Below are 18,765 nucleotides of genomic sequence, written 5' to 3'. Positions count from 1 at the left end.
GCCAACCTACCGGGCGTGCCTTTCAGGCAGCCCAGTGTTCCGGTCGATTGAGCTCGTCCACCAGCTCGCGTAGCCGACCATAATGGCGGCCGTGGAAGTCGAAGGTGAGTCGGGTCAGATGCGCGAATTCCGCTTCGTCGGCGGTGCCTTCCCCCGGCTGCAGCTGAGTGAAGCCGGGAGTTCGGCAGAGGTCGCCGAAGTCGGTGGCCAGGCGCCCCAGGCAGGCGGGCGTCAGCGGGTGCTTGAGGCGGACGTAGAAACGTTGATCGCGCCAGCGGGTGGAGTGGTAGTTGCCATAGAAGTGTTCGATCTCGGCTGCTGCCGCTTCGGCCGAGCGGACCAGGCGCACCAGCTTGAGATCGGCCGGCAGGATGTAGCCTTCCTCCAGCAGATTGCGCTGCAGGTAGGCGAGGGTGTCGTCCCAGAAATGGCCTTCGGGGGTATCCAGCAGGACCAGCGGCACCAGCGGGCTCTTGCCGGTCTGGATCAGGGTGAGCACCTCGAAGGTCTCGTCCAGGGTGCCGAAGCCGCCCGGGCAGAGCACCAGGGCGTCCGCTTCCTTGAGAAAGAACAGCTTGCGTACATAGAAGAAGTGGAAGGACAGCAGGTGATCCGTGCCTTCGATGGTCGGGTTCGCCCGCTGCTCGAAGGGCAGGGTGATGTTGAAGCCCAGGCTGGCCTCGGGGCCGGCGCCCTCGTGGGCCGCACCCATGATGCCGGCGCCGCCACCGGTGATCACCATCATGTCGCGTCGCGCCAGGGCAGCGCCCAGTTCGCGGGCGAGCCCATAGAGGGCATGGTCGATCCGGGTCCGCGCCGAGCCGAACACCGTGACCTTGCGCCGCCGCCGGAAACGCTCCAGGCTGCGGAAGGCCTGCTCCAGCTCCTTGAGCGTCTGCAGCATAATCTTGGCATCCCAGCGCGCCGGATTGGTCTGCGCCATGCGCACCACCGTCTCCAGCATCTCGCGGTAGAGCGCGAGGTTCGGGCTGCCACCGGGCAGGGCGTGCTGCAGCAGTTCATCGATCCGCTGACCGAGATCGGCGGCGCTGGGCTCCACGTGACGGGCCAGATAGCTGTCGTCGCTGTCCTCGGACATGGGGCGAAGGTTCTCTTACTGGCCCAGGCCGCAGTCGGCCGCCTGGAAGCGCTCGACCATGATGGGCTTGTTGGTCTGGTATTCGGTGAAGTCATAGACCAGGGTGGCGCCGCGGGCCAGGAGTTGGCGATAGCCGTTGCTCTGGCAGACGCTCTCGGCGAGCTGCACCCGCACCGTGGCCGGATTCTCGCGCATGCGCGCGGCGTGGGCCGGACGAACGCTCAGGTGGTCGATCAACTGCTTGCCCTCCACGGTGTAGCCGCGGTCGAGGATGTCTTCGTTGATGGCGCGGGGCGTGCCCTGGCTACTCTCGGCGGCCACCTTGCGCAGCATCTGGTTGAGCTCATGTTCCTTGAGCGACTCGGCCGCCTGGACGGTGAAGGGCAGGGCGAGCATCAGGACGAGCAAAGCAAAACGAGGCATCGTAATCTCCAGCGTAGAGGAGCCCGTTTCGACCGTGGTCACGGGCAGGGGTTCGCACAGCGTCTATGCAGGGTACCTCGCCTGGCCGCCGTGGGCATCCTGATCGCTCTGGTAAACTGCGCTTTTGCCTGTGAGCCCGGCATGATCTCTATCCCCGATATCCCCTTGCATGCCGTGGCTCGTCTGCGCCAGGAGCGCCTGGCGCGTAGCATCAAGCCTTTCATCGCGCGCGGTTCACGCATGGCGCGTTGTCCGCAGTGCCGGCTGGCGCCCAGTCATTGCCTCTGCGACCTGCGTCCACTACGCCAGACCCACGCCGGGATGTGCCTGCTGATGCACGACGTGGAGCCGCTCAAGCCGAGCAACACCGGCTGGCTGATCGCCGACGTGGTGGCCGACACCCATGCCTTCGGCTGGAGTCGGACCTCCGTCGATCCGGCGCTGCCAGCCTTGTTGCAGCAACCCGAGTGGCAGCCGCTACTGGTGTTTCCCGGCGAATACGCTGCGCCCGAACGGGTGGTGGAGAGTCTGCCCCTGGCGCCCGGCAAGCGCCCGCTGTTCGTGCTGCTGGATGCCACCTGGACCGAGGCGCGCAAGATGTTTCGCAAGAGTCCCTATCTGGACGGCCTGCCGGTGCTGAGTTTCCAGCCCAATGCCCTGTCCCGCTATCGGTTGCGGCGTTCCACCCGGGGCGAGCATCTCTGCACCGCCGAGGTGGCGGCCCTGTGCCTGGAACTGGCCGGAGAGGCGCCCGCCGGGCGACTGCTGGAAGCCTATCTGGACGTCTTCAGCGAGCGCTATCTGGATGCCAAGCACCATCTGCCGCTGGCGGCGGACAGTCCCGCCAGCCAGCAACTGAAGACCCTAAGAGCCTGTTCATAATCTCGCGAGCTAGAGCCAAACAAGGCCTAGGCGGCCCCGCGAAAATAGCTGAGGAAGCGGACCGGGCTCGCGAACGAGTTTACGAGTGGTAAATGAGCATTGCGACGGGGCCGCCCAGGCGGGGCTGGCCTGCCAGGCTATTTTCAACGCAGTTTGGCCGACGCGCAGCAGATTATGAGCAGGCTCTGCGGGCTAATTGACCGGCTTGGCTTCCACCGGCTGCTGCCGCGGCCAGAGCTGGGCGGCCAGCATGCCGGCGAACATCAGGGCGCAACCCAGATAGCCGCGACCGCTGAGCGACTCGCCCAGCAGCCAGGACCCGAAGAAGGCGGCGAATACCGCTTCCAGGGAAAAGATGACCGCCGCGTGCGAGGCGATGGCGCCACGCTGGGCGAAGACCTGTAGGGTGTAGCCGATGCCGGCGGCGATCACTCCGCCATAGAGCAGCTCAGGCAGGGCCAGACCGATCTGAGCCGGTTGGATGGGCTCGAAGACCAGCGCCAGCAGCAGACTCAGAAAGGTACAGACCAGAAATTGCAGGATGGACAGCACCGTGGCGTCGTGGCGGCTGGAGTAGTGCCCCACCAAGAGCACGTGCACGCCCCAGGCCAGGGCGCCTGCCATTTGCAGCAGATCGCCCGCGGCGACCTGGAAGTTGTCGCCGATGCTGAGCAGTGCCATGCCGACCACCGCGAGGCAGGCGCCGACCCAGGTGCCGACATAGCTGCGCTGACCGAGCAGCAGCCCCAACAGCGGTACCACGATGACGTACAGTCCCGTGATGAAGCCGGAGTTGGTCACGCTGGTGAACAGCAGGCCGACCTGTTGCAGATTGATACCCAGGGTCAGCACCAGGCCCATCAACAGGCCACCCTTGAGGGTATCCCGGGTGAAGGGTTGCTGCCGTCCGCCCCGGCGCAGGAACAGCAGCAGCGGCACCAGGGTTAAGGCACCCAGGGCGAATCTCAGGCCGGTGTAGAGGAAGGGGCCAATATGCTCCATGCCGCCGGTCTGGGCGACGAAGGCGCTGCCCCAGATCAGGGCGGTGAGCAGCATGAGCAAGTCGGCACGGAGGGCGGCGCTGGGCATCGGGTATCTCTTTGGCAAAAAAGCACCACTGTGCCGCAACCGCCGGGCCTTTGCCTACCGCTCGCGGTCCGTCCGGCCTTGCTCCCGTCCGCGTCGTTCGGCATGCTGGCGCCATCTTGAACGCAGCCGGCGCGCCAGGCGCCTGGTCTACGCGACCCCTATTACAAGAAGGAAAGCTACACCATGGCGGCTGCCTATCAGATCCTGATCGCGGACGATCATCCGCTGTTCCGTAGCGCACTGCAGCAGGCGCTCACCCTTGGCCTGGGCGCTCAGGCGCGGCTCACCGAAGTGGCCGACATCGCCGAACTCCAGGCCTGCCTGGCCGACCGTACCGACTGGGATCTGGTCCTGCTCGACCTGAACATGCCCGGTGCCTACGGCTTCTCCGGCCTGGTGCTGTTGCGCGGGCAGTATCCGCAGGTGCCGGTGGTGATGATCTCGGCCCAGGAAGAACCCGCCGTGGTGCAGCGCGCCCGGGAGTTCGGCGCCAGTGGCTTCATTCCCAAGTCCAGCGATCTGAGCACCCTGCAGCAGGCGGTGAATCAGGTGCTGGATGGCGATACCTGGTGGCCACCGCAGGTCGAGGGCGCTGCCGCCCTCAGCGAAGAGGCCAAGGCCGCCAGCGCCGGCCTCGCCAGCCTGACACCCCAGCAATTCCGGGTACTCACCATGCTGTGCGAGGGGCTGCTGAACAAACAGATCGCCTTCGAGCTGAACGTCTCCGAAGCCACGGTGAAGGCCCATGCCACGGCCATCTTCCGTAAGCTGGGCGTCCGCACCCGGACCCAGGCGGCGTTGTTGTTGCAGCAATTGGAGAGCACCTCCAACTAGGCCTGGTGGCGTTACCCGCGCGGCCTTGCCCGGCCTCGTCCTGTCGGCGGCCAGGCCAGGCTCGCGCGCCAGCTTTCACGCTTTCTCTACCCGCCGTCTGCCAGCGGCAGCGGTTCGATCCTGCTGATGGAGCTCTCGGTGATTTCTCCCTACAAAGGCAAGACCGGTCTACGCCGGGTCATCAACGCGACGGGCTATTCCCTCGCGGGCTTGCGCACGGCCTTCCGCCAGGAAGCGGCATTTCGTTCCCTGGTGGCACTCAATGTGGTGTTGCTGCCCATCGCCTTCTGGCTGGATGTGAGCCGCGGCGAGCGGGCCCTGCTGGTGGCGGTCTGTCTGCTGTCGCTGGTGGTCGAGCTGTTCAACGCCGCCATCGAGGCGGTGGTCGACCGCATCTCCCTGGACTGGCACGAACTGTCGAAGAACGCCAAGGATCTTGGCAGCGCCGCGCAGTTCGTGGCCATGTTCATCATCGCCGCGGTCTGGGGAATCGTCCTGCTCGGCTGAGCAGGACGGCAGCGGTCAGACGGTTGCCCCGAGCGTTGCCCCAGCGGCGGTCTGGTCGGTCGCCAGTCCCTGTTCCAGCACGCTGGGTTGCGCCGAATGGATGACCTTGTGGATGAAGTGCAGCTTGGCGATCACCGGCGCCGGTAGCGCGAAGGGATAGAAATCCGGTTGCCCCATGCTGCGCGACAGCTCGTTGAGCATGGCCGCCAGTTCGATCCAGGCGTTGGCGAAACCGAGGAATTCATCGTCGCTGCGGTCTTCGGCCTCGTACAGCGCCTCGCGGGTGAACGGCTGGAAATCCAGCTGGGTGGTGGTGGCATTCATGCCGAGGTTGGCGGCGGTGGCCAGGGTATCCATCATGTGCAGGTAGTGGGCCCAGGTCTCCGCCCAGTCCTCCCAGGGGTGCATGGTGGCGTAGGCGCTGACGTACTGGCTTTCCCAATCCGCCGGCGCGCCTTGCTGATAGTGGCGCTCCAGAGCCTGGCCGTAGTCGGCGCGCTCGTCGCCGAACAGGGCGCGGAAGGGTTCTTCCCAATCGGTGCCCGTGACCAGGCGATCGAAGTAGTAATGACCGACCTCATGACGGAAGTGACCGAGCAGGGTGCGATAGGGCTCGTGCATGTCGGCCCGCACCTTTTCCCGGTGGGCGTCGTCCGCTTCGAGGATATTCAGGGTGATGAGGCCGTTGGCGTGACCGGTGGTCGGCGTACCGGTGGCATCGGGCGCGAGAAAGTCGAAGGCGAGTCCACGCTCGGCATCCACGCTCTGCGGGATCACCTGCAGGCCCAGGCCCAGCAACTGGGCGACCAGTTGGCGCTTGGCCAGCTCCAGCTTGCGCCAGCGCTCGCCATTGCCTTCGAAGGACAGATCCGGGATGGTGTTGTTGAGTTGGCAGGCCAGGCAAAATTCGCTGCCCGCATCGGCCGGTACCAGCCAGTTGCAGGCCGCTGGGGTATCCAGGTTGGCGCAGCGCCGGTAGAGGCTGCTCGAGGTCTCCGGCAATTGCCAGAGGCCGCCGTCGACGGGCTGCAGGGCGGTCGGCGTGCCCTGATCCGGGGCATAGCCCAGGGCATTGCCACAGGCCAGGCATTCGCTGTTGGGAAAGAAGATGGACTGGCCGCAGGTGCAGTTGGCGACCTTGCGTTGGACGGGCAGAGCCCGTAAGGCGTTGCGCTGCAAACGGTTCGAACTGTAGCTTCCAAGAAAATTACGCATGAGGGATACCTGGCGAGGACGACCGACGACCAGCGAAACGCTGGCATCGTACTAGCGATTTAGTAGAGTGGCTGGCGCTTGGAGTTCCGGGTTGTTCGTCGCCTGACCCGCGCGTTAGGCCCTTTGCGGCCCTGCCTGGATTCCGGGGCACGAGATTTGCTCTTAACTTTCCGCATAACCGGTGAACGGAGTCTCCCTGTGTCCATCCATGTCGCCCTGCAGCACGTCAGTCATTACGCCTATGATCGCCCGGTGGAACTGGGCCCGCAGATCGTCCGCTTGCGCCCGGCGCCCCATAGCCGGACCCGGATCCTTTCCTATGCCTTGCGGGTGCAGCCGGAAGGGCATTTCATCAATTGGCAGCAGGACCCCCAGGGCAATTACCTGGCCCGTCTGGTGTTCCCCGAGTCTACCCGCGAGTTCCGCGTGGAAGTGGACCTGGTCGCCGAGATGGCGGTGTTCAATCCCTTCGATTTTTTCCTCGAGCCCTACGCCGAGCGCTTTCCCTTCGCCTATGCCGAAGAAGAGCGCCGCGAGCTGAGCGCCTTCCGCGAATGCCTGCCGGCCACGCCGGCGTTCACCCGCTACCTCGCCGAGATCTCCCGTGAACCGGTGCCGACCCTGGATTTCCTGGTCGCCCTCAATCAGCGCCTCAGCCACGACGTAGCCTATCTGATCCGCCTCGAACCCGGGGTGCAGACGCCCGAGGAAACCCTGGACAAGGCCTCGGGCTCTTGCCGCGACAGCGCCTGGCTGCTGGTGCAGCTGCTGCGCCACCTGGGCCTCGCGGCCCGCTTCGTCTCCGGCTACCTGATCCAGCTGACGGCCGACCAGAAGGCCTTGGACGGTCCTTCGGGGACCGCCGTGGACTTCACCGACCTGCACGCCTGGTGCGAGGTCTATCTGCCCGGGGCGGGCTGGATCGGCCTGGACCCCACCAGCGGACTGCTGGCGGGCGAAGGGCATATCCCGCTGGCTTGCAGTCCCGAACCGGCATCGGCGGCGCCGATCTCCGGGCTGGTCAGCGAGAGCGAATGCACCTTCGAGCACCATATGGCGGTGGAACGCCTGTGGGAAGCGCCGCGGGTGACGCGGCCCTATGACGAGCACCAGTGGCGGGACATCCTCGCCCTCGGCCAGCGGGTGGACAGCGACCTGCTGGTGCAGGACGTACGCCTGACCCTGGGCGGCGAGCCCACCTTCGTCGCTCTCGACTATCCCGACGACGAGGAGTGGAGCACCGCCGCCCTGGGGCCGAACAAGCGCCGTCTGGCCACCAAGTTGTTCCACCGCCTGCGCGAGCACTATGCGCCCAAGGGCCTGGTGCATTTCGGCCAGGGCAAGTGGTATCCCGGCGAGCAGCTACCGCGCTGGTCACTCAACTGTTTCTGGCGTGCCGACGGCCAGCCGCTGTGGCGCGATTCGGCGCTGCTCGCCGACGAACGCCTCGACTACGGCGCCGATGCCGAGTTGGCCGAGCGTTTCGTGCGCGGCGTGGCGCAGCGTCTGGGCGTGGCCGACGAGCACCGCTTCCCGGCCTTCGAAGACTGGCTCTACTACCTCTGGCGCGAGCAGCGTCTGCCGATCAACGTCGACGCCAGCGATGCGCGGCTGAGCGATCCGCTGGAGCGCGAGCGCCTGCGCCGGGTGTTCGCCCAAGGCCTGGATCAGGTGGTGGGCTACGTGCTGCCGCTGGCCCGTACCGCCGCCGAGGACGGCTGGCGCAGCGGGCCCTGGTTCCTGCGGGAGGAACAGTGCCGCCTGGTGCCGGGTGATTCGCCGCTGGGCTATCGCCTGCCGCTGGATTCCCAGCCCTGGGTGCGCGAAGAAGACTATCCCTACCTGCATCCGACCGATCCCAACCAGCCGCTGGCGCCTTTGCCCGATCCCATCCGTCTGCAGGAGCGCTGGCGTCAGCCGCGGCCAGTGCGGGAAGCCGCCCAGACCGCCCCGGAGGCCTTCACCTCGGCTGCCGACATCGTCCGCACCGCCTTCTGCGCCGAACCGCGCGAGGGCCGGCTGTACCTGTTCATGCCACCCTTGGCGCGGCTGGAGGATTACCTGGAGCTGGTCGCCGCCATCGAGGACACCGCCGCGTCGCTGGGCTGCCCGGTGGTGCTCGAAGGCTACGAACCGCCGCGCGATGCCCGGCTGATCAATTTCCGGGTGACGCCCGATCCCGGTGTCATCGAGGTCAACATCCATCCGGTGGCGAGTTGGGATGCCCTGGTCGAGCAGACCGAATTCCTCTATGAGGCCGCGCGCCTGTCGCGCCTGACCAGCGAGAAGTTCCTGATCGATGGCCGCCACACCGGCACCGGCGGCGGCAGCCATTGCGTGCTCGGCGGGGCGACGCCGGCCGATTCACCCTTCCTGCGCCGCCCCGATCTCTTGCGCAGCCTGATCAGCTACTGGCACAACCATCCCTCGCTGTCCTACCTGTTCGCCGGCCTGTTCATCGGTCCGACCTCCCAGGCGCCGCGGGTCGACGAGGCGCGTAACGATGCCCTCTACGAACTGGAACTGGCCTTCGCCCAATTCCCGGCGCCGGGCACGGACTGCCCGCCCTGGCTGGTGGACCGCCTGCTGCGCAACCTGCTGGTGGACGTGACCGGCAACACCCACCGCGCCGAATTCTGCATCGACAAACTCTATTCGCCCGACAGCGCCAGCGGCCGCCTCGGCCTGCTGGAGTTGCGCGCCTTCGAGATGCCGCCTCACGGCCGCCTGCAACTGGTGCAGCAACTGCTGCTGCGCGCCCTGGTGGCGCGTTTCTGGCGTGAGCCCTATACCCCGAGCGGCTGGCGCGTTGGGGCACCGAATTGCACGACCGCTACCTGCTGCCGCATTTCATCCAAGAGGACTTCCAGGACGTGCTCGCCGAGCTGGGCGAGGCCGGCTATGCCTTCGATCCCGCCTGGTTCGCCGCGCACTTCGAATTCCGCTTTCCCAAGTACGGCGATTTCGCGGTCAAGGGTATCGAGCTGGAACTGCGCCAGGCGCTGGAGCCCTGGCACGTGCTGGGCGAGGAAGGCGCCATCGGCGGGACGGTGCGCTACGTCGACTCCTCCCTGGAGCGGGTGCAGGTGAAGATCACCGGCCTGGCGCCCGATCGCTATGCCTTGCTCTGCAACGGCGCCCGGGTGCCGCTGCGGCCGACTGGGCGGGTCGGAGAGTACGTCGGCGCGGTGCGCTTCCGCGCCTGGCAGCCGGCATCGGCGCTGCAACCCAATCTGGGGGTGGATGCGCCCCTGGTGTTCGATCTGCTGGACACCTGGATGCAGCGCTCCCTGGGCGGTTGCCAGTATCATGTGGCCCATCCCGGTGGTCGCAATTACGCTACGCTACCGGTCAACGCCTACGAGGCGGAAAGCCGACGCCTGGCGCGGTTCTTCCGTTTCGGGCACACCCCCGGACGCCAGGTGCCGCTGCCCCTCGACAGCAGTCTGGAAACGCCCTTCACCCTGGATCTGCGTCAGACCCACGTCAGCCGACCGCACTAGACATGCACCCAACCCCCCCACGTGCCGCCCTCGAGGCGGCCGGCAGCTTCAACGAACTCTGGGACCCCCGCGGTGGCGTGCGTCCGACCTGGCGGCGCTTCTACGGCCACCTGGCCGGTCTGCGCCCGGCACAGCTCGACCAGCGCCAGGCGCTGATCGCCCGGCAGATCCAGGAAAACGGCGTGACCTACAACGTCTACGCCGATCCCAAGGGCAGCGATCGGCCCTGGGCCCTGGACCTGCTGCCGCAGCTGATCTCGGCGGAGGAGTGGGCGCCGCTGGCCGCCGGGGTGGCGCAACGGGCGCGGCTGTTGAACCGGGTGCTGGGTGATCTCTATGGCGAGCAGCGCCTGCTGCGCGAGGGCCTGCTGCCGCCCGAACTGGTGTTCGGCCACAACAACTTTCTCTGGGCCTGCCAGGGCCTGCGGCCGCCGGGCGATACCTGGCTGCACGTCTACGCAGTGGACCTGGCGCGGGCGCCGGATGGTCGCTGGTGGGTACTGGCGGACCGTACCCAGGCGCCCTCCGGTGCCGGCTACGCCTTGGAAAACCGGCATATCGTGGCGCGGGCCTTTCCCGAGTTGCACCGCGACCTGCAGGTGCAGTCGCTGAACGGTTATTTCCAGGCGTTGCAACGCACCCTGAGCGCCGGGCTGGATACCGGCGACGAGGCGCCCCTGGCGGTGCTGCTCACCCCCGGCCGCTACAACGAGACCTATTTCGAGCACCTCTACCAGGCGCGGCAGCTGGGCTTCCCCCTGGTGGAAGGCCAGGACCTCACGGTGCGCAACGCCTGCCTCTATCTGAAGACCCTGAGCGGCCTGCGACGTGTCCATGCGGTGTTCCGCCGCTTGGACGACGACTTCTGCGATCCGCTGGAGCTACGCACCGATTCGGCCCTGGGCGTGCCCGGTCTGCTGGAGGCGGTGCGCCAGGGCAACGTCATCATGGCCAACGCCCTGGGCAGCGGCCTGCTGGAGTCGCCCGGTCTGCTGGGTTTCCTGCCGGGAGTGTGCCAGGCGCTGCTGGGCGAAACCCTGACACTGCCCGCCGTCGCCACCTGGTGGTGCGGCGAGACGCCGGTGCGGGAGGAGGCCCTGGCGCGGCTGGGCGAACTGGTGATCAAGCCGGCCTATCCTTCCCAGCGCTTCGAGCCGGTGTTCGGCAAGGCACTGGATGCCGGGGAGCGTGCTGCCCTGCGCGAGCGCATCGAGGCGCGACCCCATGCCTATGTCGCCCAGGAGCGCATCCAGCTGTCCCGGGCGCCGGTCTGGCAGGGCGGCAGCCTGCAATCGCGGGCCATCGGCATGCGCGTCTATGCGGTGGCCAGCGAAGGCGGCTACTGGGTGATGCCCGGTGGCCTGACCCGGGTCGCCCACGAAGGCGCCGAGGTGGTTTCCATGCAGCGCGGCGGTTCGAGCAAGGACACTTGGGTGCTGGGTGGCGGTCGCAGCGCGACCGAGGTGCCGAGCGCCCGGGTCCTGGGCGTACGCGATCTGGTACGCAAGGATCCCTTCCTGCCCTCACGCACTGCCGAGAATCTGTTCTGGTACGGTCGCTACAGCGAGCGCTGCGAGGATGCCGCGCGGCTGCTACGCATCGTGCTCAGTCGCTACCTGGATGCCGACGACCAGGGCCCGGCGGTGCAGGCCGCCATCGAACTGGCCATGGCCCTGGAACTGCTGCCGGAAGAGGGCACCCTCGCCGAACAGCTGCACGCGGCGCTCGGCCCGGGCGAGTTTCCCAGCGGCCTGGGGGCCAACCTGCAACGCCTGCATTGGGCCGCGGCCCAGGTCCGCGGGCGGCTGTCACCGGAAAACTGGCGCGCCATCCGCGAGGTGGAGCGCGAGGCCCGCGGCCTGGGCCAGGTGGGCAGCGAGCCGGGCGAGGCACTGCAAAGCCTCAACCGCCTGGTGATGGCGCTGGCGGCGGTGGCCGGCTTCACCTTCGACGACATGACCCACGACGAGAGCTGGCGCTTCCTGATGATCGGCCGGCGTATCGAGCGGGTGCAATTCCTCGCCGGCAGCATGGCGCATTTCCTCGAAGGCGGCGCCACCTGGGATGCGGCCGGGCTGGAATGGCTGCTGGAACTGGGCAACAGCATCATCACCTACCGCTCCCGCTACCAGGCGGCGCCCCAACTGATCCCGGTGCTGGACCTGCTGATGCTGCACGAGCACAACCCCTATTCGATCCGCTTCCAGGTGCATGCGCTGATCAATGCCGTGGAGCATCTGGAGCGCTATCACGGCCTGGCGCGCGACCCGGCGTTGAACGATGCCTATGATCGCCTGCGCCGTTTCGACCTCGGCACCCTGGAAAGCACCCTGTTCGGCGACGTCGGCCGGGTCGAGGTGCAGCAGGGCCTGGCGCGCCTGCTGCGGCAGATCGCCGATGCCAGCGGTCAGCTGTCCGAGCGGGTCATCTATCGCTGCTTCGCCCATGTCGACGCCGTGAGCCAGCGAACGGTATCCATGTGATGAATCAGGTTCGCTATCGCATCCAGCACGACACCCATTACCGCTACGAGGCCCCGGTGTCGCTGTCGCAGCAATTGCTGCACCTGTTGCCGCGCGACTGCGCCTGGCAACGTTGCCTGTCCCGGCAACTGGCCATCCTGCCCGCGCCGACCCAGCGCCAGGACGCCATCGATGCCTTCGGCAATCCCCTGACGCGGCTGGCCTTCGAGCGTCCGCACGACGAACTCTACGTAGGTACCGACCTGGAGGTGGAGGTGGATTCCCGCGCCGGGCTACGGCTGGAGGACTCGCCCGCCTGGGAACAGGTGCGCGACGGCCTGCGCTATCCGGCCGCCACCGTGGCCCTGGACGTCCACCACTTCCGCTTCGAGTCGCCGGCGGTGCCCATCGACCGGATCTTCGCCCGCTTCGCCGCGGACTGCTTCCCCGCGGGCCGACCGCTGCTGCTGGGCTGCCGGGCGCTGATGGAGAAGATCCATCGCGAATTCCGCTTCGACGCCACCGCTACCCAGGTGGCGACACCGCTGCGCGAGGTGCTGGAGCACCGCCACGGTGTCTGCCAGGACTTCGCCCATCTGATGCTGGCCTGCCTGCGCGGCCTGGGGCTGGTGGCCCGCTACGTCAGCGGCTACCTGTTGACCCGGCCGCCGCCCGGCAAGCCGCGGCTGATCGGCGCCGATGCGTCCCATGCCTGGGTCAGCGTGCACTGCCCGGTGCTCGGATGGGTCGACTTCGATCCCACCAACGATGTCCTGCCGGATCTCGAACACATCACCCTGGCTTGGGGGCGCGATTTCACCGATGTCTCGCCCCTGCGTGGAGTGATCCTCGGCGGCGGCAGCCATGATCCGGCGGTGGAGGTGACGGTAACACCCCTGTAGCGCCCGCTGCCTGGTCGATGCCTAACGGCAGACCTGTACCCGGACCTTGCCTTCGGCAATGACCGGTATCAGTTCGGCCGGTGGCGCGGCCTCGGTGACCAGCAGCGACACGTCACGCAGATTGCCCAACTCGACCAGGCCGCTGCGGCCGAACTTGAAACTGTCGACCGCCAGCAGCACCGTCCGCGACAGTGCGATGGCGGTACGCGCCAGGGCCACTTCCTGGTGGTCGTCGTCGGCCATGCGGCCATCCATCTCGATGCCGCTGACCGAGATGATCGCCAGGTCGAAGCGAAAGCGCCGCAAGAAATCCGCCGCGCCCTCACCGAAGACGCTGCCGTCGGCATTACGGACGAAGCCACCCGGCACGGCGATGGTGAAATCCGTGCGTTCCGCCAGCAACGAGGCCGCCCGCAGGTTGCAGGTCACTATCTTCAGTCCCGAGCGCTGCACCAGGACGTCGGCGATGGCCTCGCAGGTCGTGCCGCAATCCAGGTACACCGAGGCCCCATCCGGAATCAGAGCCACCACCTCCTGCGCGATCCTGCGCTTGGCCTCCACCCGCTCGATCCGCCGTTGCCGATAGGTGACGACATCGATGCCCAGCGCCAGCGCAACCCCCCCATGATGCCGCGTCACGCGCCCCTGGGCAGCGAGATCGGCGATGTCGCGCCGGGCGGTCTGGGTGGTGATCTGGAAGCGTTCCGCGATCTGTTCGACGGAGACATAGCTGGTCGCTTCGAGAAGCTGCAGCAACGCCTGCTGACGCCGTCCTTTCTTGCCCAGCTCGGGCTGCTCGGACTGAGAGGGGAGAGGGGATGACGAACTCATGATCGACCTCGGACAAGCGGGGATGTGATCCAGCGGCGTGGGGCTGGAGCGTAACAGTGTTGGGATGACAGTGATCGTTCCTGTCGTTCTTGGAGGCAAAGATAGGAGTTTTTATCCAGAAACGACAATTGATCAAAAATGACTGGAATACCTCAGGTGAAATTTCTTAAAACAACATTCGTACTGTCATAAATATTAGAAAAAATACTTTCTTCCTGTGGTTGCTCTACTTACCTCTGCCAGCCATTTCAATCGGGAGAAACACCATGCGTTGCTTCGGAATCTTGCGTCGTACCACCCTGTCCCTGGCCCTGCTGACCTTCGCTGGCTCTGCGTTGGCCGAAACCATCACGGTATACACCGCCTACGAGGAAGACGAGGCCGCAGCCTTCCTGGCCGAGGCGAAAAAGGCGATGCCGGATCTGGATATCCAGATGCTCCGACTGTCCACGGGTGATCTGGTGGCCCGTATCCTTTCCGAGCAGGCCAATCCCCGGCATGACGTGATCTGGGGCATGGCGGCGTCCTCCATGGTCGATCCGCGTATCTCTGCCACCTTGGAGCCCTACCAGCCCAAGGGCATCGATGCGGTACCCAAGCAGTTCCGTGATCCGAAGGGCAAGTGGTTCGCCGTGACCGGCTACATGGCCGCCTTCTGCGTCAACAACGAGCGCCTCAAGCAGAAAGGGCTGCCGATGCCCACCTCCTGGAAGGACCTGACCGCCCCCGCGTTCAAGGGCGAGGTGGTGATGCCCAACCCGGCCAGCTCGGGGACCGGCTACGTGCAGATCGCCTCGTTGCTACAGATGATGGGCCCGGAAAAGGGCTGGACCTTCCTCGACGCGCTGGACAAGAACGTCGCCCAATACATCAAGTCCGGCTCGCGGCCGTGCAACGTGGCCTCGTCCGGTGAATACACCGTCGGCCTGTCCTTCGACCTGCGCGCCATCAAGAACATCGCCGAAGGCTATCCGATCACCATGGTGATTCCGTCGGAAGGCGCCGGTAACGAGCTGGAGACCAACGGCCTGGTCGCGGCCTCCAAGCATCAGGAAGCCGCCAAGCGCTTCCTGGACTGGACCGTCAGCCCGGCGGCGGCCAACGCCTACTACAAGTGGAAGGCCATCGTGACCATCCCGGGTGGCGAGATGCCGAAGAACTTCCGCGATGCGGGATTGCCGGCCGATGTGTCCAAGGTGCTCTATCCGGTGGACTTCGCCAAGGCAAGTGCTGATCGTGCCGAGACCATCGCGACCTGGCAGAAGAAGTACGAGCGGTAAGTAAGGGCTTTCCGGAGGCACTATGAAACTGACCATCAGCGGTGTGACCAAGCGCTTCGATAGCGTGACGGCTCTGGATAACGTCTCCCTGGAGATTCCCTCGGGCAAGTTCGTCTGCTTCCTCGGCCCGTCCGGCTGTGGCAAGACCACCTTGCTGCGGATCATCGCCGGCCTCGACGAGGCCAGCGATGGCCGCATCGAGATCGACGGGAAAGACGTGCTCAGCACCACCGCCAAGGAGCGCAACTTCGGCATCGTCTTCCAATCCTATTCGCTGTTCCCGACCCTGACGGCGGCGCAAAACGTCGCCTATGGCCTGGAATGCCGCAACTGGAAGAAGGCGGAAATGGCCGAGCGGGTCGCCGCCATGCTCAAGATGGTGCACCTGGACGCCCATGCCGGAAAGCTGCCGCACCAGCTCTCCGGCGGTCAGCAACAGCGCATCGCCCTGGCACGGGCGATCGCGCCGCGGCCTTCGCTGCTGCTGCTCGACGAACCGCTGTCGGCCCTGGACGCCAAGGTGCGCGAGGAATTGCGCACCGAGATCAAGGCCGTGCAGGAAAAGCTCGGCATCACCACCATCATGGTGACCCACGACCAGGAAGAAGCCCTGGCCATGGCCGACCTGGTGGTGCTGATGCGCAATGGACGCATCGAGCAGGTTGGCACGCCGGACGAACTCTATGACCGGCCCCGTACGACCTTCGTCGCGGAATTCATCGGCCGCATGAATTTCCTCGACGTCGAAACCGATGACCAAGGCCGCAGCTGGCTAGGCCAGGCACCCCTGCGCCTGCGCGATGCCGGGCCCCAGGGCGGTTCGCGTGTCTGCCTGCGCCCAGAGCATGTCGAACTGGGTACGGCGGAGCGCACCGGCGAGAACGTCGTGGCGGGCCGCGTCACCGACATCTCCTACCTGGGCAATCTCACCCGAGTGACCATGCAACCGGCCACCGGCGGTTCCCCCGTGGTGGCCGAACTGCACGGCCGCCGCGCGCCGGTCCGGCTGGACGATCCCATCTCCATGCACCTGCCGATGCTGTCCCTGCGGAGGCTGTCATGAGTAGTGTCGATATCCCCGAGCGCGCCAGTGCGACCCGACTGCCCATGAAGCGTGTCGGCGAGGACCGGCTGGTACGCTGGACGCTGACCGGGGTGGTGCTGGCCGGTCTGCTGCTGTTCCTGGTGATGCCGATCGCCACCATCCTGATCCGCAGCACCGAAACCCCGACCGGAACGGGCCTGGCCAACTTCACCAATGCCTTCGCCAGCGCCCGCTTCTGGGGCCTGATCGGCAACAGCGTCGGCATGGCCGGGCTCACCACGGTGCTGGTGATCGTCCTGGCCTATGGCTACGCCTACGGCCTGCAGCGCACCCTGGTCAAGGGCAAGGGCTTCCTGCGGCTGGTCGCCCTGATGCCGCTGTTCGCTCCCTCGCTGGTACAGGGCCAGGGGCTGATCCTGCTGTTCGGCCGCAATGGCGCCATCAACCGCTATCTGGGCCTGGACATCAACATCTATGGCTTCCACGGCATCGTCACCGCCAACCTCTTCTACGCCTTTCCCTACGCCTTCCTGATCCTTTCGGCGGCCCTGGCCATCGCCGATGCGCGACCCTACGAGAGCGCCCGGGTGATGGGCGCCAGCCACTGGCGGACCTTCCGCACCGTCACCCTGCCACCGACGCTCTACGGCCTGGCCGCCGCCTGCTTCGTCTGCTTCACCCTGGTGCTCACCGACTTTGGCAACGCCATGCTGATCGGCGGCGACTTCAACGTGCTGGCCACCGAGATGTACAACCAGGTGATCGGCCAGGCGCAATTCGCCCTGGGGGCGGTGATCGGGGTGGTGCTCCTGATCCCGGCGATGATCGCCAAGATCCTCGAGAAACGCATCACCCGGCGACAGACCTCGCTGATCGCACCCCAGTCACGGCCGCTGGAACCGCGTCCGGACCGCGCTCGTGACCTGGGCTTCGGGCTGTACCTCTATGGCTTCGCAGCCATCATGCTGAGCATCGTCGGCATCGTGGTGGTGACCAGCTTCGTCACCCTCTGGCCCTACAACCTGACGCCGACCTTCAAGCACTACGCCTTCGACTTCGCCGATGGCATCACCCCGCTGTGGAACAGCATCCTGATCGCCACCCTGACCGCCACCCTGGGTGTGATCATGGCCGGGCTGGGCGCCATCGTGGTCACCAAGTTCCCCGGCCCGACCACGCCGCTGCTGTCGCTGCTGGCCATCCTGCCCTCGGCGGTGCCGGGCATGGTGCTGGGCCTGGGCTACGTGCTGATGCTCAACAACCCGGTCAATCCGCTGCACGTGCTCTACGGCACCCTGCTGTCGATGGTGATCCTCAACGTCTACTACAACCACAGCCAGGCGTTCCTGATCACCAACACCAGCCTGACCCAGGTGGGCAAGAGCTACGACGAAGCCTCGCGGATGCTCGGTGCCGGGGTGTTGCGCACCCTGCGCAAGGTCACCCTGCCGATTCTCTGGCCGACGCTGTTGGGGGTGTGGGTGTTCTACTTCATGCGCGCCATGGTCTCGCTGTCGGCACTGATCTTCCTGATCACGCCATCCACCCAGATCGCCTCGGTGGCGGTGCTGCAACTGTCCGACCGGGGCGCCATGAACCAGGCGGCGGCTTTCTCCGTGTGCATCATGGCCACGGTGGGTGCCTGCCTGCTGATCGTCCGATTGATCCTGCTGCTCGCCGGCGCCAAAGACGTGAAACTGATCCGATGAAAACGACCACGCCCATCAGAGCCATCCTGTTCGATAAGGACGGGACCTTGATCGACTACCACCAGTCCTGGGGACCGACCAATCGCCGGGCGGCAAAGCTCGCGGCTGCGGGCGATGTCGATCTTGCGCAGCGTCTGCTGGGGGTGGGCGGGATGGATGCTGCCAGTGGGCTCACCCAGGCCGATAGCCTGTTCGCCGCCGGTAATACCCGGGAAATTGCCGAAGCCTGGATCGCCGCCGGCAGTCCTTTCGAGCTGGAGGCCTTGATCCAAGCGCTGGATACCCTGTTCCAGGGCGTCGCCAGCGAGGCGGTGCCGGTCACCGACCTGCGGGTCTTCTTCGAACGGCTGGCAGCGCGGGGCCTGGCCATCGGTATCGCCAGTAGCGACAGCGAGGCGGCCATTCGGCTCATGCTGCGTACCTTCGGCCTGGAGGAACTGGTCAGCTACGTGGCGGGTTATGACAGCGGCTACGGCTGGAAACCCGAAGCGGGCATGCTGCTGGGCTTCGCCAAGGCGCTGGGCATCCCGCCCGCGCAAATCGCCGTGGTGGGTGACAATCTGCACGACATGGCCATGGCCACCGCGGGCGGCGCTGGGTTGCGGGTCGGGGTGCTCAGCGGCACCGGGCGGCGCGAGACCCTGGCGCCTGTCGCCGACCTTTGCCTGCCCAGCATCGCGGCATTGGATCTGGACCAACTCGTAGCGCTGCCCTAGCCACGGGGGAGGGCGGCGCGACCGGCATCCCCATGGCGGTCGCGCTTTTTTTTGCCTGGGTTTCGGCCCCTTCATCTCTAACGTATAGACCTTTCTCGGGTGCTCCGACCTTTCGAGATGGTGCTTTCCGTTCCCGGTGCTTGACCTGATGGCTTTATCTCGTTAAATGTATATACATTAATGAGGCGGTCTGTCATGTCCTTGGTAGTCGCAACGCTCCCGCTCTGGCTCAACCTAATCCTGTTCGATGGCCGATGGACCCATCCGC

General features: G+C 66.1%; 14 protein-coding genes and 1 pseudogene. 10 read left to right on the top strand and 5 right to left on the bottom strand.

All coding sequences use genetic code 11. The annotated features are described in order from the left end of the window. Positions 1-22: 22 nt before the first annotated feature. Both CCZ28_RS09345 and CCZ28_RS09340 read right to left on the bottom strand, forming a co-directional pair. Complete coding sequence (locus tag CCZ28_RS09345; RefSeq protein WP_140217572.1) at positions 23-1,099, bottom strand: TIGR00730 family Rossman fold protein; 1,077 nt, start codon at positions 1,097-1,099, stop codon at positions 23-25. A 15-nt stretch (positions 1,100-1,114) separates the two neighbouring features. Then, entirely contained in the window at positions 1,115-1,522 is a 408-nt protein-coding gene (locus tag CCZ28_RS09340; RefSeq protein ID WP_140217571.1) for a quorum-sensing-regulated virulence factor family protein, read from the bottom strand. A 141-nt stretch (positions 1,523-1,663) separates the two neighbouring features. Here CCZ28_RS09340 and CCZ28_RS09335 point away from each other — a divergent pair, with 141 nt between their 5' ends. Then, the gene (locus CCZ28_RS09335) at positions 1,664-2,404 is read left to right on the top strand and encodes a tRNA-uridine aminocarboxypropyltransferase (protein WP_140217570.1); all 741 of its coding nucleotides are present in this window, start codon (positions 1,664-1,666) and stop codon (positions 2,402-2,404) included. Between the two features lie 192 nt (positions 2,405-2,596). Here the strand turns inward: CCZ28_RS09335 and CCZ28_RS09330 are convergent, their stop codons facing one another. Continuing rightward, on the bottom strand, positions 2,597-3,493 hold the full coding sequence (locus CCZ28_RS09330; protein WP_140217569.1) for a DMT family transporter: 897 nt from the start codon (positions 3,491-3,493) through the stop codon (positions 2,597-2,599). A gap of 183 nt (positions 3,494-3,676) precedes the next feature. Here CCZ28_RS09330 and erdR point away from each other — a divergent pair, with 183 nt between their 5' ends. Both erdR and CCZ28_RS09320 read left to right on the top strand, forming a co-directional pair. Beyond that, positions 3,677-4,327, top strand: coding sequence for a response regulator transcription factor ErdR (gene erdR, locus CCZ28_RS09325; protein WP_140217568.1), 651 nt, complete (start codon positions 3,677-3,679; stop codon positions 4,325-4,327). 126 nt (positions 4,328-4,453) lie between these two features. Then, positions 4,454-4,834 (top strand): diacylglycerol kinase, encoded by a 381-nt coding sequence (locus CCZ28_RS09320; protein ID WP_205894653.1) that lies wholly within the window; start codon positions 4,454-4,456, stop codon positions 4,832-4,834. 15 nt (positions 4,835-4,849) lie between these two features. Here the strand turns inward: CCZ28_RS09320 and CCZ28_RS09315 are convergent, their stop codons facing one another. After that, positions 4,850-6,049: a zinc-binding metallopeptidase family protein gene (locus CCZ28_RS09315; RefSeq protein WP_140217566.1), complete on the bottom strand. Its 1,200-nt coding sequence runs from the start codon at positions 6,047-6,049 to the stop codon at positions 4,850-4,852. 198 nt (positions 6,050-6,247) lie between these two features. Here CCZ28_RS09315 and CCZ28_RS09310 point away from each other — a divergent pair. The 3 genes and pseudogenes from CCZ28_RS09310 (at position 6,248) to CCZ28_RS09300 (ending at position 12,916) form a co-directional block, all read left to right on the top strand. Further along, positions 6,248-9,552: pseudogene (locus tag CCZ28_RS09310) on the top strand (DUF2126 domain-containing protein). 2 nt (positions 9,553-9,554) lie between these two features. Beyond that, positions 9,555-12,035, top strand: coding sequence for a circularly permuted type 2 ATP-grasp protein (locus CCZ28_RS09305; protein WP_140217565.1), 2,481 nt, complete (start codon positions 9,555-9,557; stop codon positions 12,033-12,035). Then, positions 12,035-12,916 (top strand): transglutaminase family protein, encoded by an 882-nt coding sequence (locus tag CCZ28_RS09300; protein WP_140217564.1) that lies wholly within the window; start codon positions 12,035-12,037, stop codon positions 12,914-12,916. The genes CCZ28_RS09305 and CCZ28_RS09300 overlap by 1 nt, the downstream gene beginning before the upstream one ends. Positions 12,917-12,937: 21 nt before the next feature. Here CCZ28_RS09300 and CCZ28_RS09295 read toward each other — a convergent pair whose 3' ends face one another. Further along, entirely contained in the window at positions 12,938-13,747 is an 810-nt protein-coding gene (locus CCZ28_RS09295; protein WP_140217563.1) for a DeoR/GlpR family DNA-binding transcription regulator, read from the bottom strand. A 266-nt stretch (positions 13,748-14,013) separates the two neighbouring features. Between CCZ28_RS09295 and CCZ28_RS09290 the strand changes: the two genes are divergently transcribed. Genes CCZ28_RS09290 through CCZ28_RS09275 form a run of 4 tightly spaced genes read left to right on the top strand, consistent with a single transcriptional unit; the run spans position 14,014 to position 18,497 of the window. Beyond that, complete coding sequence (locus CCZ28_RS09290; protein ID WP_140217562.1) at positions 14,014-15,027, top strand: ABC transporter substrate-binding protein; 1,014 nt, start codon at positions 14,014-14,016, stop codon at positions 15,025-15,027. A 22-nt stretch (positions 15,028-15,049) separates the two neighbouring features. After that, a complete protein-coding gene (locus CCZ28_RS09285) occupies positions 15,050-16,090 on the top strand; it encodes an ABC transporter ATP-binding protein (RefSeq protein ID WP_140217561.1) in 1,041 nt (346 codons plus the stop codon). Further along, the gene (locus CCZ28_RS09280) at positions 16,087-17,781 is read left to right on the top strand and encodes an ABC transporter permease subunit (protein ID WP_140217560.1); all 1,695 of its coding nucleotides are present in this window, start codon (positions 16,087-16,089) and stop codon (positions 17,779-17,781) included. The genes CCZ28_RS09285 and CCZ28_RS09280 overlap by 4 nt, the downstream gene beginning before the upstream one ends. After that, the gene (locus CCZ28_RS09275; RefSeq protein WP_140217559.1) at positions 17,778-18,497 is read left to right on the top strand and encodes an HAD family hydrolase; all 720 of its coding nucleotides are present in this window, start codon (positions 17,778-17,780) and stop codon (positions 18,495-18,497) included. Before CCZ28_RS09280 ends, CCZ28_RS09275 begins: the two co-directional genes overlap by 4 nt. The last annotated feature ends 268 nt before the right edge of the window (positions 18,498-18,765 follow it).

It is taken from the genome of Pseudomonas oryzihabitans (genome assembly GCF_006384975.1).
Lineage (GTDB): Bacteria > Pseudomonadota > Gammaproteobacteria > Pseudomonadales > Pseudomonadaceae > Chryseomonas > Chryseomonas psychrotolerans_B.
Note: the sequence above shows the minus strand (reverse complement) of the source record. Positions and strands in the feature narration are given on the sequence as shown.